At 49.0% G+C, this 19,084-nt stretch carries 17 protein-coding genes; all 17 read left to right on the top strand.

The genetic code is table 11. The features are described 5' to 3' along the window. The first annotated feature begins 144 nt into the window (after nt 1-144). The 17 genes from B9Z45_RS17340 to B9Z45_RS06225 all read left to right on the top strand — a co-directional run bounded on the left by B9Z45_RS17340 (nt 145) and on the right by B9Z45_RS06225 (nt 18,771). Nucleotides 145-825: a MarR family EPS-associated transcriptional regulator gene (locus B9Z45_RS17340; protein ID WP_233252097.1), complete on the top strand. Its 681-nt coding sequence runs from the start codon at nt 145-147 to the stop codon at nt 823-825. Further along, nucleotides 822-2,279 carry a mannose-1-phosphate guanylyltransferase/mannose-6-phosphate isomerase gene (locus B9Z45_RS06160; protein WP_108406365.1) on the top strand — a complete coding sequence of 486 codons (1,458 nt, stop codon included), beginning with the start codon at nt 822-824 and terminating at the stop codon, nt 2,277-2,279. The genes B9Z45_RS17340 and B9Z45_RS06160 overlap by 4 nt, the downstream gene beginning before the upstream one ends. Beyond that, nucleotides 2,276-3,241, top strand: a complete 966-nt coding sequence (locus B9Z45_RS06165; RefSeq protein WP_108406366.1) for a GDP-L-fucose synthase — start codon at nt 2,276-2,278, stop codon at nt 3,239-3,241. Before B9Z45_RS06160 ends, B9Z45_RS06165 begins: the two co-directional genes overlap by 4 nt. Next, nucleotides 3,238-4,335, top strand: a complete 1,098-nt coding sequence (gene gmd / locus B9Z45_RS06170; protein WP_108406367.1) for a GDP-mannose 4,6-dehydratase — start codon at nt 3,238-3,240, stop codon at nt 4,333-4,335. Before B9Z45_RS06165 ends, gmd begins: the two co-directional genes overlap by 4 nt. 2 nt (nt 4,336-4,337) lie before the next feature. Further along, nucleotides 4,338-5,111, top strand: a complete 774-nt coding sequence (gene rfbF / locus B9Z45_RS06175; protein ID WP_108406368.1) for a glucose-1-phosphate cytidylyltransferase — start codon at nt 4,338-4,340, stop codon at nt 5,109-5,111. Continuing rightward, nucleotides 5,108-6,181 carry a CDP-glucose 4,6-dehydratase gene (rfbG, locus tag B9Z45_RS06180; RefSeq protein ID WP_199221854.1) on the top strand — a complete coding sequence of 358 codons (1,074 nt, stop codon included), beginning with the start codon at nt 5,108-5,110 and terminating at the stop codon, nt 6,179-6,181. The genes rfbF and rfbG overlap by 4 nt, the downstream gene beginning before the upstream one ends. Nucleotides 6,182-6,206: 25 nt before the next feature. Further along, nucleotides 6,207-7,529, top strand: coding sequence for a lipopolysaccharide biosynthesis protein RfbH (gene rfbH / locus B9Z45_RS06185; RefSeq protein ID WP_108406369.1), 1,323 nt, complete (start codon nt 6,207-6,209; stop codon nt 7,527-7,529). 50 nt (nt 7,530-7,579) lie between these two features. Beyond that, on the top strand, nt 7,580-8,668 hold the full coding sequence (locus B9Z45_RS06190; RefSeq protein WP_108406370.1) for an N-acetylneuraminate synthase family protein: 1,089 nt from the start codon (nt 7,580-7,582) through the stop codon (nt 8,666-8,668). A 30-nt stretch (nt 8,669-8,698) separates the two neighbouring features. Next, nucleotides 8,699-9,409, top strand: coding sequence for an SDR family oxidoreductase (locus B9Z45_RS06195; protein ID WP_108406371.1), 711 nt, complete (start codon nt 8,699-8,701; stop codon nt 9,407-9,409). Continuing rightward, on the top strand, nt 9,393-10,472 hold the full coding sequence (locus tag B9Z45_RS06200; RefSeq protein WP_108406372.1) for a 3-dehydroquinate synthase family protein: 1,080 nt from the start codon (nt 9,393-9,395) through the stop codon (nt 10,470-10,472). Before B9Z45_RS06195 ends, B9Z45_RS06200 begins: the two co-directional genes overlap by 17 nt. 45 nt (nt 10,473-10,517) lie before the next feature. Then, entirely contained in the window at nt 10,518-11,432 is a 915-nt protein-coding gene (locus tag B9Z45_RS06205; RefSeq protein ID WP_233252106.1) for an NAD(P)-dependent oxidoreductase, read from the top strand. Nucleotides 11,433-11,493: 61 nt separating this feature from the next. Next, complete coding sequence (locus B9Z45_RS06210; RefSeq protein WP_108406374.1) at nt 11,494-13,266, top strand: thiamine pyrophosphate-binding protein; 1,773 nt, start codon at nt 11,494-11,496, stop codon at nt 13,264-13,266. 168 nt (nt 13,267-13,434) lie between these two features. Further along, nucleotides 13,435-14,298, top strand: coding sequence for a glycosyltransferase (locus B9Z45_RS16880; RefSeq protein ID WP_146180881.1), 864 nt, complete (start codon nt 13,435-13,437; stop codon nt 14,296-14,298). Nucleotides 14,299-14,342: 44 nt separating this feature from the next. Next, nucleotides 14,343-15,527, top strand: a complete 1,185-nt coding sequence (locus tag B9Z45_RS06215) for a hypothetical protein (RefSeq protein WP_108406375.1) — start codon at nt 14,343-14,345, stop codon at nt 15,525-15,527. Beyond that, nucleotides 15,520-16,311, top strand: a complete 792-nt coding sequence (locus B9Z45_RS06220) for a glycosyltransferase family 2 protein (protein ID WP_108406376.1) — start codon at nt 15,520-15,522, stop codon at nt 16,309-16,311. The genes B9Z45_RS06215 and B9Z45_RS06220 overlap by 8 nt, the downstream gene beginning before the upstream one ends. Nucleotides 16,312-16,322: 11 nt before the next feature. Further along, entirely contained in the window at nt 16,323-17,252 is a 930-nt protein-coding gene (locus tag B9Z45_RS16885) for a glycosyltransferase (protein ID WP_370445815.1), read from the top strand. 346 nt (nt 17,253-17,598) lie between these two features. Next, a complete protein-coding gene (locus B9Z45_RS06225) occupies nt 17,599-18,771 on the top strand; it encodes an oligosaccharide repeat unit polymerase (RefSeq protein ID WP_108406377.1) in 1,173 nt (390 codons plus the stop codon). Nucleotides 18,772-19,084: the final 313 nt, after the last annotated feature.

Here is a 19,084-nt window from a genome sequence, read left to right on the forward strand (position 1 = left end):
CGACTGCGGCCGGGGAAGTCAGGATTGAGATTGAGCCTGCAATACAAAAGGCAAAAAGCGGGGCAGCGCCGACCAGCTGCGAGAAGTTGAGTGCAACTTAAACTGCCATCAAGGCTGTCCTGACTTTTGGGTCCACTTCAGTTCTTGGGCAGCCTCCAGCGACACCCCCAGCAGTGGCACGCAGCGAATGATAGTCTGGATGCGTTCTGTCTGCTAGCACAGGGTGCCCACGGCTTTCCTGACAAAGCGGCCATTCAATCGATTCTTCAATCGATAATTTGTTTTGTTCACACATCGAACAAATGCCTGAAATACGGTACAGTTCTGGTTCAATTAAAAATCACTGACTTATTTGCTGTAGTTGACCCCTTAATCGCGCTGCCAATTGCGCCACGGCACTGCGGTAGCGTGCCCAAAGCACTTCTTTCACCTCATGACTGCCGCCTTAACGCTACCCCAATGACAAGCCCACAAGCCAAGATCCAAGAAGACACCCATTTTCGGATCATGCGCATCTTGCAAGAAAACCCGGACCTCACCCAACGCGAGTTGGCCGACCAGCTCGGCATGAGCGTGAGTGGGCTGAACTATTGCCTCAAAGCCCTCATCGACAAGGGCTTTGTGAAGATGCAGAACTTTCAAAACAGCAAAAACAAGTTCAAGTACGTGTATCTGCTCACCCCAATGGGCATCGCCGAAAAATTAGCACTGACCAGTCGATTCCTCAGTCGCAAGATGCAAGAGTACGAGGCACTGAAGTTGGAAATCCAGGCGCTCCAGTCTGAAGTTGACACCCCAGGTCAAGATAAAACACAAAAAGCATGATCAACGTCACCCCCGTTATCCTCTGTGGCGGCTCTGGCACCCGCTTGTGGCCGTTATCGCGTACCGGCTTCCCCAAGCAATTCCTCTGCTTAACAGGCAATGAAAGCCTGTTTCAACAAGCCGCTCAGCGTTTGGCTGGCTTGGCCCAAGACGGCATTCAAGTCGCTGCCCCACTGATCGTCAGTGGCGAAGACCATCGGTTTTTGGCGTCTGAGCAGCTGCGCGAAGTCGGCATCACGTTGGGCGCCGCATTGCTGGAGCCAATTGGCCGCAACACAGCGCCCGCCTTGACACTGGCTGCCCTGGCCGCCACAGAAAACGGCCAAGACCCCGTTTTGGTGGTCACACCCGCCGACCAAACCGTGGCCAATGCCGCCGCCTTCACCGCGGCCGTGCAACAAGCCATTGCCCAAGCGGCTGATGGCAACATCGTCATACTGGGCGTCACCCCCGACAAACCCGAAACAGGCTACGGCTACATCCGCACCGCGCAAAGCCAGGATGCATCCTCGTGCGCGATTGCCTTGCAAGTCACGGCCTTCGTAGAAAAACCCAACCAAGCCACCGCTGAAGCCTACTTAAAAGAAGGCGGCTACTTTTGGAACGCCGGCATGTTTGTGCTGCGTGCTTCGGTCTGGCTCAAAGCCCTTGAAACCTTTCGCCCCGACATCGCCCAAGCCTGCCAAGCCGCATGGGTCAACAAAAAGCAAGACGCCCAGTTCATTCGCCCCGGCAAAGATGAATTCGCCGCCATCCCTTCAGATTCGGTGGACTACGCCGTCATGGAGCACTGCCCCGGCAGCGCATTCCCTATCCAGATGGTCCCGCTCGATGCCGGATGGTCAGACCTTGGTGCATGGGACGCGGTGTGGAACGTGTTGCCCAAAGATACACATGGCAACGCCCATGTGGGCGACGTGCTGACCACCGACAGCCGCAACACCTTGGTGCACGCCAGCAGCCGCTTGGTCACACTGGTGGGCGTGAGCGACTTGGTCGTCATTGAAACAGCAGACGCCGTGCTGGTGGCCGACAAAACCCGCAGCCAAGACGTCAAGCACATCGTGGCCCAACTGCAAAACACAAAGCGCGAAGAACAAACCTTGCACCGCAAAGTGCACCGCCCCTGGGGTTGGTACGACAGCATCGACGAAGGAGGGCGTTTCAAGGTCAAGCGCATCCAGGTCAAGCCAAAGGCCAGCCTGAGCTTGCAAAAACACCACCACCGCGCTGAGCATTGGATTGTGGTGACCGGCACGGCCGAAATCACCAATGGCGACCAAGTGATCACCCTGACCGAAAACCAGTCCACCTACATTCCATTGGGGGCTGTGCACCGATTGGTCAACCCCGGCACGATTCCTTTAGAAATCATCGAAGTGCAGTCGGGTAGTTATTTGGGTGAAGACGACATCGTGCGGTTTGAAGATACCTACGGGCGTACCAACTCATGAGCGAACAGCCCAAAATTTATGTAGCCGGTCACCGAGGCATGGTGGGCAGCGCCATTTGCCGCACACTGCAGGCGCAGGGCCAGACCCACTTGGTCACTCGCACCCATGCCGAGCTGGACTTGACCAATCAAGCGGCAGTCCAAGCCTTCTTCGCGCAAGAAAAGCCCGACCAGGTCTATCTGGCCGCCGCCAAAGTCGGCGGCATCCATGCCAACAACACCTACCCGGCAGACTTCATCTATCAAAACCTGATGGTGCAGGCCAACGTGATTGATGCAGCTTTTCAGAGCGGTGTGAAGAAACTGCTCTTTTTGGGCTCCAGCTGCATCTATCCCCGCATGGCGCCGCAACCTATGCGCGAAGACGCGTTGCTTACTGGCACCTTGGAGCCCACCAACGAGCCTTATGCCATCGCCAAAATCGCCGGTATCAAACTCTGCGAAAGCTACAACCGCCAGTATGGTGCGAGCCACGGGGTGGACTACCGCAGTGTCATGCCGACCAACTTGTATGGCCCGGGTGACAACTACCATCCTGAAAACTCCCACGTTATTCCGGCACTCATTCGCCGCTTCCACGAAGCCAAATTGGCCAATGCCCCCAGCGTCGCCATTTGGGGCACAGGCACACCGCGCCGAGAGTTTTTGTACGTAGACGACATGGCCGCAGCCAGCGTGTACGTCATGAAGCTTGGTAAGGCCCTTTACGACCGGCACACCAGCCCCATGCAAAGCCACATCAATGTGGGCAGTGGGTCTGACGTGACCATCGCAGAAGTGGCCCAAGCCATAGCCCAAACTGTGGGTTATCTAGGCCAAATTGAGTTCGATGCCACTAAACCTGATGGCGCTCCGCGTAAGTGGATGGACAGTTCGCGCCTCAATGCCTTAGGCTGGCAAGCCAAGATCGATTTACAACATGGCCTCTCTTCGGCCTATCAAGATTTCGTGAGCAAACTATGACAAAAAGTACCCAACCCAAAGTCGCCCTCATTACCGGCATCACAGGCCAAGACGGCTCTTACCTCGCTGAATTCCTTCTGGAAAAGGGCTATATCGTCCACGGCATCAAGCGCCGTGCCAGTAGCTTCAACACCCAGCGTGTGGACCACATCTACCAAGACCCGCATATAGACAACGCAAACTTCAAGTTGCATTACGGTGACCTGAGCGACACCAGTAACTTGGTGCGCATCGTGCAAGAAACCCAGCCCGACGAAATCTACAATCTGGGCGCACAAAGCCATGTGGCCGTGTCATTCGAGTCCCCCGAATACACCGCCGATGTAGACGGTATGGGTACGCTTCGCCTGCTGGAAGCTATCCGCATCCTTGGGCTAGAAAAGAAAACACGCTTTTACCAAGCCAGTACCTCTGAACTGTATGGCCAGGTGCAAGAAACCCCCCAAAAGGAAACCACACCCTTCTACCCCCGCAGCCCCTACGCCGTGGCTAAGATGTACGCCTACTGGATCACGGTCAATTACCGCGAAGCCTACGGCATGTATGCCTGTAACGGCATCTTGTTTAACCACGAAAGCCCTCGCCGCGGCGAAACCTTTGTCACCCGCAAAATCACCCGCGGCATGGCCAACATCAGCCAAGGCCTGGAAGACTGCCTTTACATGGGCAACATCGATGCCCTGCGCGACTGGGGCCACGCCAAAGACTATGTGCGCATGCAATGGATGATGCTGCAACAAGACCAGCCAGAAGACTTTGTGATTGCCACTGGCAAGCAATTCAGCGTCCGCCAGTTTATTGAGTGGACGGCTATAGAGCTTGGCATGCAAATACGCTGGGAAGGCGAAGGCGTCAACGAAGTCGGGTACGCAGACGGCAAGGCCGTCATCCGCATCGACCCCCGCTACTTCCGCCCCACCGAAGTCGAAACCCTGCTTGGCGACCCGACTAAGGCCAAACAAAAGCTAGGCTGGGTGCCCGAAATCACCGCGCAAGAAATGTGTGCCGAAATGGTGGCGTACGACCTAGCCAAAGCCAAGCAACACGCGCTGCTAAAAGCCAACGGCTACACCGTCAACGTGAGCGTGGAGTAAAAATGAAAGCAGTCATCCTCGCCGGGGGCCTAGGCACCCGCATTTCCGAAGAAACCTCGACCCGGCCTAAGCCGATGATCGAGATCGGCGGCAAGCCCATCCTTTGGCACATCCTCAAGACCTATTCCCACCACGGTATCAATGACTTTGTCATCTGCTGCGGCTACAAGGGCTACGTCATCAAAGAGTACTTCGCCAACTACTTCTTGCACATGTCCGACGTCACCTTTGATATGAGCAAAAACAGCATGGAAGTACACCAGCGCAACGCCGAGCCTTGGCGTGTCACCTTGGTGGACACGGGCGAAGACACGATGACAGGCGGCCGCTTAAAACGCGTGGCCGATTACGTCAAAGACGACGAGGCTTTTTGCTTCACCTATGGCGACGGAGTAGGGGACGTCAACATCACCGAACTTGTCACGTTCCACAAAGTACAAAACGTCAAAGCCACCCTCACAGGCACCATTCCCCCAGGTCGCTTTGGTGCGCTGGACTTGAAGGAAAGCAAGGTCAACAGCTTTATGGAAAAGCCCAAGGGCGACGGCGCCATGATCAACGGCGGCTTTTTTGTGCTCTCGCCTGATGTGCTTGATTACATCAAAGACGACACAACCACCTGGGAGCGCGAACCGCTGGAGCGCCTTGCGCAAGAGGGCAACTTGGCCGCCTACCAGCACCACGGCTTTTGGCAACCTATGGACACGCTACGCGACAAGGTTCACCTAGAAGAACTGTGGCAGTCTGGCAAAGCGCCCTGGAAGGTCTGGCCGTGAACCCTTCTTTTTGGCACGGCAAGCGCGTCTTGCTAACAGGGCACACTGGCTTCAAGGGCAGTTGGCTTAGCCTATGGCTGCAATCCATGGGCGCACAGGTAACCGGATATGCCCTGGCGCCGCCCACCAACCCCAGCCTTTTTGAGATAGCCGAAGTTGGCCAAGGCATGACCAGCGTTATCGGCGACATTCGTGACCTGGCCAACTTGCAAGTCGTGTTTACACAGCACCGCCCAGAGATCGTTATCCACATGGCGGCGCAGCCTTTGGTGCGCTATTCCTACCAAAAACCAGTAGAAAACTACGCCACCAACGTGATGGGTACCGTGCATTTGCTAGAGGCCGTGCGCAACACCCCAGGCGTCAAAGCCGTGGTCAACATCACCACAGACAAATGCTATGAAAACCGCGAGTGGGTTTGGGGTTACCGTGAAAACGAACCGATGGGCGGTTTTGACCCTTACAGCAACAGCAAAGGTTGCGCAGAACTGGTCAACGCGGCCTACCGCTCCTCTTTTTTCAATGTAGATAACTACGCCCAACATGGCGTTGCTACCGCCACAGTGCGCGCCGGCAACGTCATTGGCGGCGGCGACTGGGCGCAAGACCGGTTGATTCCTGACATCCTCGCCGCTTTTGAGCAAGGCCGTCAAGTCAACATCCGCAACCCACACGCCATCCGCCCTTGGCAACACGTCATGGAGCCTTTGCGTGGCTACCTCACGTTGGCTGAGCAGTTGTTTGAGCACGGCCCAAGCTTTGGCGAAGGCTGGAACTTTGGTCCTAACGACGAAGACGCCAAGTCGGTAGGCTGGATCGTTGAGCAAATGGCTGCGCTGTGGGGCGCTGACGCGCAATGGCAGGTAGATACCGGCGTGCATCCTCATGAAGCTCATTATCTTAAATTGGATATTTCCAAAGCCCGCAGTCGCCTGGACTGGCATCCAGCCTTGCGCCTGCAAGACGCTCTGGCACTCATCATCGACTGGTCTAAGCAGCAAACGGCGGGCGCCAATATGCAACAGCTCACCCTCGCTCAGATTCACGCCTACCAAGCTCTCACCAGTTAAGTCATTACTTAGAAGCAAGCACCTTATGGAAAACGCAAAAACCCAAGCTCTGCGCGAGCAAATTGCCAAACTCGTTGACGAGTACGCTGCTATCGCCCTAGCCCCCCAGCCCTTCTTGCCCGGGCTTACCGTGGTGCCCCCATCGGGCAAGGTGGTGGGCGCTGAAGAACTCAAAAACATGGTTGAGGCGTCTTTGGACGGCTGGCTCACAACTGGCCGTTTCAATGCGGAGTTTGAGAAAAAGCTAGCCGCCTTCATCGGCATCAAACACCTTATCACCGTCAATTCAGGGTCGTCTGCCAACCTGGTGGCCTTCAGCACACTCACATCACCCAAGTTGGGTGAGCGTGCTATTCAAAAGGGTGATGAAGTCATTGGCGTGGCGGCAGGTTTCCCCACCACGGTCAACCCGATCTTGCAGTTTGGTGCCGTGCCCGTTTTTGTAGATGTGGATGCACTTACCCACAACATTGATGCGACAAAAATAGAAGCCGCCATTGGCCCTAAAACCAAGGCCATCATGCTGGCGCACAGCTTGGGCAACCCGTTCAATTTAGACGTGGTGACTGCCCTGTGCAAAAAGTACAACTTGTGGCTGGTTGAGGACTGCTGCGATGCCCTGGGCACCACCTACCGTGATCAGATGGTAGGCACTTTTGGCGACATTGGAACGCTCAGTTTTTACCCCGCGCACCACATCACCATGGGCGAAGGCGGTGCCGTGTTCACCAACAACGACGAACTCAAAACCATTGCCGAGAGCTATCGCGACTGGGGCCGTGACTGCTACTGTGCGCCTGGCAAAGACAACACCTGCGGCAAGCGCTTTTGCCAAAAACTGGGCAAGCTGCCCGAAGGCTACGACCACAAATACACCTACAGCCACCTGGGCTACAACCTCAAAATTACCGACATGCAAGCCGCTTGCGGCCTGGCTCAGTTGGACAAAGCCCCGGCCTTCATCCAGGCCCGCAAAGACAACTTTGCCTTTTTGAAAGCACGCCTGAAAGACTGTGAAGAATTTGTAAACCTGCCCGAAGCCACCGAGCACTCAGACCCTTCATGGTTTGGCTTCCCCATCACGCTCAAAGACAACTGCCCCGTCACCCGGTTAGACCTGCTGACCTACCTTGACCAAAATAAAGTGGGCACCAGACTTCTGTTTGCCGGCAACCTGACCGCTCAGCCTTACATGCAAGGGGCCAACTACCGCGTGAGTGGTGATTTGACCAATACCGACAACGTCATGAACAACACCTTTTGGATCGGCGTGCAACCTGCGCTGACGCGTGAGATGTTGGAGTTTGCAGCAGCCAAGATTGAAAGCTATTTGGGTGTTAATTTCTAAATTTTCGAAAACTTTCCAAATCAACTTAGTTAACTAAAGGAAGCAGTGAAATGAAAAATGAAATATTTGAAGACCTCTTTGTACTAGAAATGGCCAGCAATCACCAAGGTAGTGTGGAGCGTGGTTTAAGAATTATTGAGCAATTTGCAAAAATTGCAAGATTTAATAATGTAAGAACTGCTATAAAACTTCAATTTCGCGATCTGGAAAACTTTGTCCACAAAGATTTTATTGGCCGAGATGACATTCGCTACATTAAGCGAGTAGCTGATACCAAGTTAAGTAAAGAAGATTTTGCAACGTTAGTTGAGGCCATTCGAGGAAGTGGTTGCATACCCATGTCCACACCTTTCGATGAGAAATCTGTTGATCTCTGTGTCGAATTCGATCTACCAATTATTAAAGTTGCAAGTGCCGATAACAATGATTGGACGTTGCTTGAAAAAATTGCGAAGACCCGCAGGCCGGTAATTGTCTCCACAGGTGGCATGTCAAAAAAAGACCTTGATGATCTAGTTACATTTTTTGAACATCGTAACGTATTACTGGCACTCAATCATTGTGTTGCCGCTTATCCGCATGAAGACAATGAGGCAGAACTAGGGCAAATTGATTACTTGAAGAATCGATATCCAAACTTGACCATTGGCTATTCTTGTCATGAATATCATGATTGGACCTCGTCAGTTCAAATTGCTTTGGCTAAAGGTGCAAAGACATTTGAGCGCCATATCGACATTGATGATGACGGCTTTAAAGTAGCAACTTATTCGTCATTGCCACACCAAATTGATACTTGGTTCAAAGCCTGGAAGAAAGCCAAGGAAATGATAGGTAATTCTGGCACGGAACGTCGCATACCGATTGATCGTGAAGTTGCTTATTTAGATTCCTACGTGCGCGGTGTCTATGCCAAGCGTGATTTGGAGAAAAATCATTTATTAACTGAGGATGATGTATATCTTGCGATTCCTCTGCAGAAAAAACAAATTTCAAGTCGCGAACTGATGTTGGGAAAATTTGGCCATCGCATGATTATGGATTGCAAGAAAGATATGCCAATAACGATTGATCAGTTAAATACGCCATACTCTGACAATCCTGATCTGTTAAAAAGTATTCATGCCAGAGGTTTGTAAGGCATAAGATAATTATATATATTAATTTTCATGAGCAACAAGCCTAGAATACTTATTTTTGGTGCAAATGGAGCAATTGGATCAACAATGGTCAGTCATTTTTGTAAAAATGACTGGCAAGTTGTATCCGTTTTCCGTACATCAACAACTAAGGATGAATTAAAATCCATAGTGCACGATTTTTCTTCACTGCCACCTGCACCTGACGACATATTTGACTCCAACGCACCCTACGATGCGGTTTGTTGGGCGCAAGGTCGCAATGCCAGTGACGATGTCAACACTGTGGATATGGAGGAGCACTTGGCCGTCTATCATGCCAATTGCCTTTATATTCTTGCCACTTTAAAGATGCTGCTTAACCGCAAATTGCTTGCGCCTCAGGCAAAGCTTTGCATCATCAGCTCTATTTGGCAAAACCTGGCGCGCCAAGACAAGCTGTCATATTGCATGAGTAAAGCTGCTTTGCAGGGCTTGGTGCTGTCGGCCAGTGCTGACTTGGCCAAAGACGGCATATTAATCAACGCGATTTTGCCGGGTGCCTTGGATACCCCAATGACACGTCAAAACGTGGCGCAAGATCAACTGGACAAATTGACTGGCGCAACCTATTTCAACCGCCTGCCAGCACTGCAAGACGTTGCCAATTTAGCCTATTTTTTATGCTCCCCGCAAAACACGGGTATCACAGGTCAGTTTATTGCGGCAGATCTTGGGTTTAGTCATGTCAGATTACTTTAAAGTAGCCGCCAGCACTGGTGAATACGCTGTGCATATCGGCAGCAACTTACTTAAGTCCCAGCTTGCTCAGTCAGACCAACAGATTGTGCTGTGTGATGATTTTTTTGCTTCTGCACTGCAGGCGCAAGGTTCAAACCTAATCTGTATACATGCCACTGAATCAGCCAAAAGCCTTGATCAGATGGAGCCCATAATTGTTGCGCTACGTCAACTGGGTGCAACCCGCAAGACGCACATCCTAGCCCTGGGCGGTGGGGTGGTGCAGGACATTGCCACGTTTGTAGCCTCTGTCTACATGCGCGGGCTAAAGTGGCATTACCTGCCCACCACGCTGCTGGGTATGGTGGACTCTTGCATTGGGGGCAAGTCGTCCATTAACGTGGGACCGTATAAGAACCTGATTGGTAACTTTTACCCACCTGACAAAATTTATATTGACTTGCAATTTATCAACACGCTCAGTGCCGACCAGCGTGCCGCAGGTTTACTAGAGGCCGTCAAAATTTGCTTTGCACACACCGGTGAAGCTTTTGACAATTACATAACCCTGCAACCACTGACTGACAGCAGCCCAGATGTGTTTCACCAAGTCATTCGGCTCGCCTTGGCAACCAAGCGCTGGTTCATCGAGATTGACGAACACGACCACAAAGAGCGGCTCTTGCTGAACTATGGGCACACGTTTGGTCATGCGATCGAAGGAGCCTGCGATTTTTTAATACCCCACGGTATTGCCGTCGGCATGGGTATGTTGGCAGCCATAGAGTTTGCACGGTTGAACCATCACTTTGAAGAAAGTCCCACGCGCGTCGCAGCGCTTTCGACCTATGTGCGTGCGTTGCTTTCAACCGTTACCGACCTACCCACTTGGACCCGGCAAATTGCCTGTGATGAATTGATGGACCGCTTTGGCTCTGACAAAAAACACAGCAGCACACACTACTGTGTCATCGTGCCAGATACTGCGGGTTATTTGACCCGTTTGATGGTCGAAAAAAACGCGGGTAATCGCGCGCTGATTGATTTGGCGTTTCGCAAAGTTTGTTTGGGCAATGCCGCCTGATCAATGGTCATGTGCTCTTTTTTAAGCTTCAGCCCCAACTTGGCTGTGCGCTTGCGTGCAGCGCAGTGCAACTATGTAGTCACTGGCGCTAATGGATGGCTGGGCAGCGCCACATTAGCAATGCTGCGCCAGGCGCTGGGCGATGCGTTTGACGCACGGGTGACGGCACTTGGCTCCCGCCACGTGCATCCCGTTCAAGCACTGCTGCAGTGGCAGCCACCCCAGGGTCAGGCCTTGATCGTTTTCCACTATGCTTTTTTAACCAAGGACAAGGTCAACGGGATTAGCACCAGTGAATACATTGAGCGCAATGCGGCCATCAGCAGCAAAGTCAGAGGCTGGATTGATGCCGGGCAGGTTCGTGGTGTGGTGCTCCCTTCGTCTGGGGCCGTGTATGACCATCTGCTTCACAAAAACCGCGACCCAGCAGCGGTTTTGTATGGCAGGCTCAAGTATCAGGATGAGCTTGACTTTACAAACACCTGTGCGGCGTATGACACCAGTGTGGTCATCCCCCGCGTTTTTAACCTGTCTGGCCCCTACATCAACAAGTTTGACAGCTACGCGCTGGCCTCCTTTATTCAGCAAGTTTTGCTTGGTAAGCCCATTGCCATTCAGGCTCAAAAACCAGTTATACGCTCGTATTACTTTATTGGAGATTTGATTGAGCTATGTGTGCAATTGCTGCTAAATAAAGTTACGCCGGGTACAGTTTGTTTTGACACGGCGGGCGGTGAAATAGTTGAGCTGGGTGAATTGGCTCAGCGCGTTTCGTCCGTTTTGGTTGAATACAAACCCCAAGCAGTGGTACGGTTGCCCATACAAGATGACGCCGTCGCAGACCGCTATGTTGGCAACCGTGAGCAAATCAGTGCGTTGGAAAAAAGCTTGTGTATGCAGCTCAGATCACTTGACCAGCAAATCACTTTGACTGCGCGGTATATGCAAAGCTTGTTGTAGCGCCATACCAGCTCAATCATCCGCTCAAACACATAATCAACATTTATTGATAAGGACCAACATGAAATACAGCGACCTTTTGGCACAGTGGCTCAAAGACATGGGCTATACCCACTGCTTTTATGTGGCCGGTGGCAACATCATGCACATGCTGGCCAGCAGCAACAACCACTTTCACATGGTAAGTGTGATACATGAAGTGGCCGCAGGCATTGCTGTTGAGTATTTCAATGAAACCAACGCCGAGGCAAAAGCCTTTGCGTTGGTGACTGCTGGACCAGGTTTAACCAATATCGTGACAGCACTGGCGGGTGCCTATCTGGAAAGCCGCGAATTACTGGTTATTGGTGGTCAAGTCAAAACGGCTGACCTGAGCCATGGAACGCTGCGCCAGCGTGGTATTCAAGAAATTGACGGCATCAGCATTGCCAAACCGGTGTGTTGCGTAGCAGAGTTGCTTGAGGAACCCGTTAATTTGGCACGCTTTCGCCAACTCATTCAAGCGGATGCCAGTGGCCGAAAGGGCCCTGTCTTTTTGGAGATGCCGCTTGACGTGCAAGGGCGCACGGTTGAACGTTCAGTCATGGAGCAGGCATCACCCGAGCCACTGACCGTGCTGACCATGCCGGCTGCCGGTGCAGAAGTAATAGAGCAACTGTCACAAAAAATTCGCATGGCTAAGCGACCTGTGCTGCTGCTGGGTGGCGGTGTATCCCGTGAAACCAGCGATTTTCTGCATGATCAATTTGCTGCAATGGGCTTAGCCGTCATGACCACTTGGAACGGCGCTGACCGCATCGAAGCAGATCATCCCAATTACTTTGGCCGCCCCAACACCTGGGGCCAGCGATATGCCAATATATTGATGCAACAAAGCGATTTGTTGATTGCGGTTGGCACCCGGCTGGGCATGCAGCAGACCGGCTTTAACTGGCAGCAATTTATTCCAATGGGCGAGGTGGTACAGGTGGATTGCGATCAGGCCGAACTGTCCAAAGGGCACCCTAATGTGGCTTTGCCAATTTTGGCGGATGCCAACCAGTTTTTGCTAGATCTATCTGCTCAACAATTGGGCAAACATGATGCGTGGCTTGGTTATTGCCACCAAGTCAAAGCAGCCGTGCCGCTAATTGAAGCCAACACAACGGGGGACAGCTACTTGTCGCCGTACCGCTTTGTGGAGGAATTGTCACGGCAATGCGGAGCGGGCGATGTCGTCATCCCTTGCAGCAGTGGCGGTGCATTCACGGTGATGATGCAAGTATTTGCGCAAAAACGCGGTCAAAAAATAGTAACAAACAAGGGCTTGGCCGCTATGGGTTATGGGCTATCCGGGGCCATTGGTGCTGCCATGGGCAATCCCAATGGCCGCACCATTTTGGTTGAAGGCGATGGTGGCTTTGCGCAGAACTTGCAGGAGATTGGCACGGTTGCTGTCAACAAACTTAATCTGAAGATTTTTATCTTTGATGACAATGGTTACGCGTCCATCCGCATGACCCAAAAGAACTACTTTCCAGGCGCGTATATTGGCTGTGATATCAATTCTGGCTTGGGTTTACCCGACTGGGAGCAACTGTTTAAGGCATACAGGGTGCCTGCTTTGCGCATTAATAAAGGCTTTGAAGCACAAGCTGAGTTCACAGAACTTTTTAACGCTGATGGGCCGGCAGCCTTCTTCGTCACTATTGATCCTGAGCAAAGCTATTTCCCAAAAATCATGAGCCGGGTAACCGACAGCGGCACTATGGAATCGAATCCACTCCACAAAATGTCACCGGATTTACCGGTGGAGATCCAACAACTTTTGTCAATGCCTGCTGTCTTAATGTAAGTATCCATACTTCCTGTTATCGACTATTAGATAAGATAATTGTTATCGTTACCTAAAATTCAAAATATTCTCATCGCAGATCACAATTTAACGATAAAAATAGCTGCATTCATATCGTAATTTGCAATTTCTTTGAAATATTCATGATTCGACTATAAATTAATACTCATGCAAAAACACTTCACATTACTTTTGCCGGTATACAATGAAGAAAATAGAATTGAACGCCTGATAGACTACTATTCTGATTATGGTCATATTATTGTCATTGACAATTTTAGCAATGACTCTACGTTAACTCGAGCTAAAGAACGAGGTTGCACGGTTGTTCAAATCGCAAATAATGGATCACTTCAATCAGCCGAATGGGTGCGACAAGCATTAATTATCTCGCCTACGCAGTATGTACTCGTATTGTCGAGCAGTGAGTTCATTCCTCCAGCTACGCTCAAAGTATGCAGTGAAGTGGCCCGTACAAAGTCACACAACATGGTTTCTACTTCTGTAGTGTCCTATACCTGCGGTTCAAACATCCAGTTATGGGATGCCTTGATTAAGCCTGTCGGGCGTCGCATTGAGAGATTTTATAACCGTGACGAATTAGACTTTGATAGTATTTTTATTCACGCACCTTTTAAGACAAAGCGTGGTGGCGACATACTCTATTTGCCAAACGATCCTCAACACACCATTGTTCATTTACGTGATAGCGATTTAAAAAGTTTAACACACAAACACTTGAACTACGCGGCAGTTGAAGCAAATCAAATAATAAATGGGGGCTTACGATTTACGTTGAGAAGTGTTTTCAAGAGGTGCTTAAGTGATTTAATCCGCTACCAAAGACTAGACTCGTCAGCAAAAGGACTAGTCGCATCTCGCGAGCTATGGGCACGTGTGATGCTGCATTTCTCAATCTACTTTTTAGTTCGTGAAGGTCAGGATGGATATGGTATCGATTACTCGCGAAAGCGCTCAACACAACTTTGGGAATCGCTTGTCGATACTGCACGTATCTCGGAAAGAAAATAGTGAGAACGTTCACCATTGTTACTGGTGCTAGAGTCGCATTAGTCATGTTGCAACTTTATTACATCAAAATATACACAAATATATTATCGCTTTCAGAGCTTGGCCATTACGCTTACTGGATTACAGTAGCATACTTTTTTAGCGCATTTGTATTTGTACCATTCGACAATTACCAACAATCACGCATTTATATATGGAAGAAAAACGGAGTCTCGCTTCGCTCGGCAATTCAATTTAATCTTATCCTTTTGTTTGGATGCGCATTAATAATAGCAATTGTGGCTATTCTAACGCTGATCTTTTTTTCATTGCATATCGCTTTGGCATTAACTATTAGTCTATTCTATGGCTTAGTATTGCATGTTTCGAATGCATCGAGAAATCTCGCCAACAATCTTAATTACAGGTCAATGGCAGCATCCTTTCTAATCATTGACAGTCTTCTAAAGATAATTATTTTAATTATCTTGCAGCGATTTGTTGTTATCGATGGAATTATTTTAATCGCAAGCGCAACACTTGCAATACTTTTATCATCGGCTATCTCCCTAGGACTCATGTTGCGTGGGGGTGTTTTTTTTGCGGGAACAACTGAAACTATAAATATAAAGGAAGTATTCGAGTTCAGTTATCCAATCTCGATTTCTGCGATATTGAATTGGCTTCAACTTCAAGGTTATAAACTTGTACTCGTACCGTTTGGCGCTGCAGAAGCTGTTGGAATATTTTCGACAGTGTCAAGTATCGGGGCGGCCTGCATGGCCTCCGCTGGATCCATATATGCGCAAATGAAAACGCCTGAGATATATCGATCGAATGGGAGATCAATTAATGCTTACCTGGGTGGCGTTGTCGCTCTTATAGTTGTAGTCGCTCTTTGTGGCTGGTTGTTCTCAGGACTTATCATAAGTCTGCTTACCACTAAAAACCTAACTGTGTATGCTAATTTATTGGTATTCGGAATTCTTGTAGAGGGTGGTAATTTGATTTTAGGTGCCATGGGGATTGCACATTCACTCAACCGATCAACTAGTCTTTTTATCGGAATTGGCAGTATCGGACTTTTCAGTTGCATAGTTGCTTTTGCTGTTTTATTCAATTGGTTAAATGTCATGAACATTGGATACCCATTACTATTTTCTCAGATCGCAACTGGATTATGCATGTGGAATATGATGAAGCGAAGCGGTTGGATGCCGCAACCTAAACAGTCGAAAATAGATGTCTAAAAAACTAATCTCCGTTATCACTATCGTACGCAATGATGCTGCAGGTTTGGAACGTACTTTGCGAAGTGTAATAGCACAGAATTCGCCCGAGATCGAACACATCGTTGTAGATGGTGCATCGTCAGATGGTACAGTTGACGTCATTCGAGCTCATGCAAACCACGTCAACAGGTGGGTATCAGAAAGTGATAAGGGTATCTATGACGCAATGAATAAGGGAATTGCGCTGGCCCAAGGCGCCTGGATCTGTATGCTAAATGCAGGAGATGTCTTTGAACCCAAGATTTTAACTCGCGTTATCGAAGAGATAACGCACTGTGATTCTATTTCCATCCTTTATGGCGATGCCTACTACTATTACCCTGATCTGAGACAACGACGTCTGGTGCAAGCTTGCAGCGAACGGCTTTACACAGGCATGAGCATCTGCCACCAAGCGGTATTTATTCCTGCTGCTATTTACGCAAACTATGGCTTATACAATCGAACATACAGTTTCGCCGCCGATTTTCACTTTTTGCTTAGACTCGCAATGTCAGGAGAAAACTTTGTCCACATGCCCTTCGCCGTGGCTACATTTTTCGCTGGCGGCACTAGTGATATCTGCGTGCTTGGCTCGCGCTTTGAAAGTATTCGAATTTTGTGGAGACTTAAAAGTCCACGTGCCTTAAAAGGTACGTTACGTTACATATACGAAGTACTTCAGCAGTACGCCTATATGACTCTAGTGTGGGCGCTTGGTCAGAAACTGGCGGCCCGTCTGCGTGCACGTCGTATCCGTTAAAAAAACCACATATGAAACTTTCGCTAGTTGTTCCCGTAGTAAGACCCGAAGCCCACCTTGGTAAGCTGTTTGACACCCTCATTAAGTCGTGCAAAAGTGCCAAGAATATCGAACTGATAGTAGTCAACCAATCTGGTACAAGCATAAGGTCGATGTGCGGTGGACTACCAATGGACGTTCGAGAAGTCATGACGCAAACGATCATACCAGCAGCTAACGCTCGAAATCTTGGTGCGCTGGAAGCAGTGGGTGAATTCTTGTTCTTCCTTGATGACGATGCGCTCCTAATTGCTGAGCCTCAAGAATTTTGTAGATTAATTGAAGAACTTACTCCACAGCTCGCTGCGGCTGTATGTCACCGAGGCGAACTAATCGACGGGACCTACCTATCACACTGGCCGACGGGAGTTACTCGTATAACAGTTCAAAACTTCAGTGCTTTCTGTATCGAGTGGAACTTTATCGTACGCAGAGAGTTATTTTTCTCAAGTGGGGCTTTCCCGGAAATTGGTACAGGCTCACAGCATGCGGCGCTTTCTGGTGAGATATTCGTTCTTGCGGCTCGTTTACTTGGGTGTGGCCACTCTCTGAATACCATCAACTTTATAAGAGTAGCACACCCTAGTCTTTTGAAGCCTAGAAACACAGCTACTAATTTGCTCGGATACTACTACGGTTCAGGATATGCCGTCGGTATTAGCTTTAATTACTTTTCCCTATGGGCTAAAATTTATTGGATTACACGTGTTGCGGTGGCTGCAATTTTCGATTCTACTCATCGGTATCGAACTTACAAAGATTGTATTAAACCTGAACTGGCCGGGTTAAGAGTCAAGCTGAGTCGGGCCCGCCTCGTTGGATTTGCGGATGGACTTTTTGGTAGAGAAGTCAAACAGCATAATTGGCTCTCCTCCATGGTTGCAAATGGAAAAAAACTTTGATCGATGATTGCTTTATGAATGAATGAATGAATATTTTTTGTTCTGATTTGTCTCTCCAGTCAGCATTCTAGGACTTTTTTTCTTAGTATCAACTCCAACCAAATATGCAATATCGGTATTTTATTCAGTGCATCAACCGGTTCGACATAATTTTATTAATCTGTTAATCAAAACTATGATACTTATTTTATTCCGAATAGCAGTTTTCTTTGCTCTAATGTTCCTAGTTCTTGGCTTCGCTAGAGGAAGGAGATCAACAAACCCTTTGTTTCTATATTTATCATTCTCAACGTTAATTTATTCGGCATACGCTTTCTCTGGGGCTGAATTCAATACTGGAATATCCATGTTAGGCGAGATCTATTTTTTGCTCGCCGTCACCATGGCATGCTTTGGCTACCGACTTACGGCGGATCGTTCCGAGTGTAAGTTTAGTAACGTTGGCGGGCTAGACAATGGATTCCTTGTCAATATTGTCAAAGCGCTAATGATTCCTATGCTGCTGGCTCTGGCTATTCTCATATTTAGCTTGACCGATGGGAATCTGTTATCATTGTTCGACCTTTCGAGCGGAAACGCAATGAAATGGTTGCGAATTACAGAACGCAATTTAATCGTCTATGTTTCTGAAGCACTTTTTTCGGCTTTAATCGGAATCTTGTTGCCGGCATCGGTTCTGTTACTAGCTCAGAAACGCAAGAGTGCATTTACTGTCTCTATGATCGCCTATACTCTTTATCTGTTGTCAACGGGATCACGTTCACCAGTGGTCGGTGTTGTATTAATGTTGATCGCGCCTATCGTGGAATTTAGACGGAGAGGAATTTACAGTGTTGCAATTCGCCGTATTTTTTTTGGTGTAATAGTTTCGGTACTGTTACTTTTTACGGCAGTTTCGTTAAGTAGGGATCAGATCGAGGATAACAGCGATCAAATGCTAGAGGCGGTTTTCAACGCTAAGCGACTTGGCTTCATTGCAGAAGAGAAGCTTTTACCCAATTTTCTTCAACTACCTGTGAACATTGTCACTATTTACTTTGCCTCCACTTTTAATAACTATCTTATTGCATATGAAGAATCTGCTACTATGGAAAAATCCTGGGGTTATCGTTTGTTTTACACTGAGTACAAGGCCCTAGGTGTTCTCATTCCAATGGAACAAAGTCGCGCTGAGATGATTCTGTTTGATAACACGGAGAAACTCAGGTCGATATCACCCACTGGTGACCAATGGGGAATGAGCTTGGGGACTCTTGTTCTGGAGTTTGGCGCATATTTTGCTCTGGTTGTTAGTTTTCTGCAGGGTATTCTAATGGGATGGCTAGTAAAATTGTCGCGAAATATGGAAAATAACCGGCGCGTTGTAATTGAGTCATTCCTCATTCCTGTTGCAATCTCGGCAGCATTAGTACATCCACTCATGTCCTTTTCTACGCATATTCAGCTAGCCATACTGCTCATAATTGCGCTGAAAGGTTCCCGGTTGTACAAAGGCACAGTGGTTAAAGGACATATATAGGTTCTGCTGAGTATGTGTTTATTTTTGGAGAATGGATGGGCAGCTTTGCTAAGAACTAAATTATCGTATAAGGTGCGATAGGCGTCCTGTAGACGGTTGTTGCATTTCTATATTCTAAAAATTAGTTTCTACGTTTGAATCTATATGGGTCAATACCGTGCTCCTTGGGGCGCTATTCTGATATATAAGCATAAGTGGATTTGGTATATTGGCTATTTATGGATGCCGCGCTTCTTGCGGCGCGGTTGTTTACTTTAAATTATTCAGCATCAAAAATTTCATGCAAAATGTACTTTATAAACTATTAAATTAC

The organism is Limnohabitans sp. 2KL-17 (genome assembly GCF_003063415.1).
Classification (GTDB): Bacteria; Pseudomonadota; Gammaproteobacteria; order Burkholderiales; family Burkholderiaceae_C; genus Limnohabitans_A.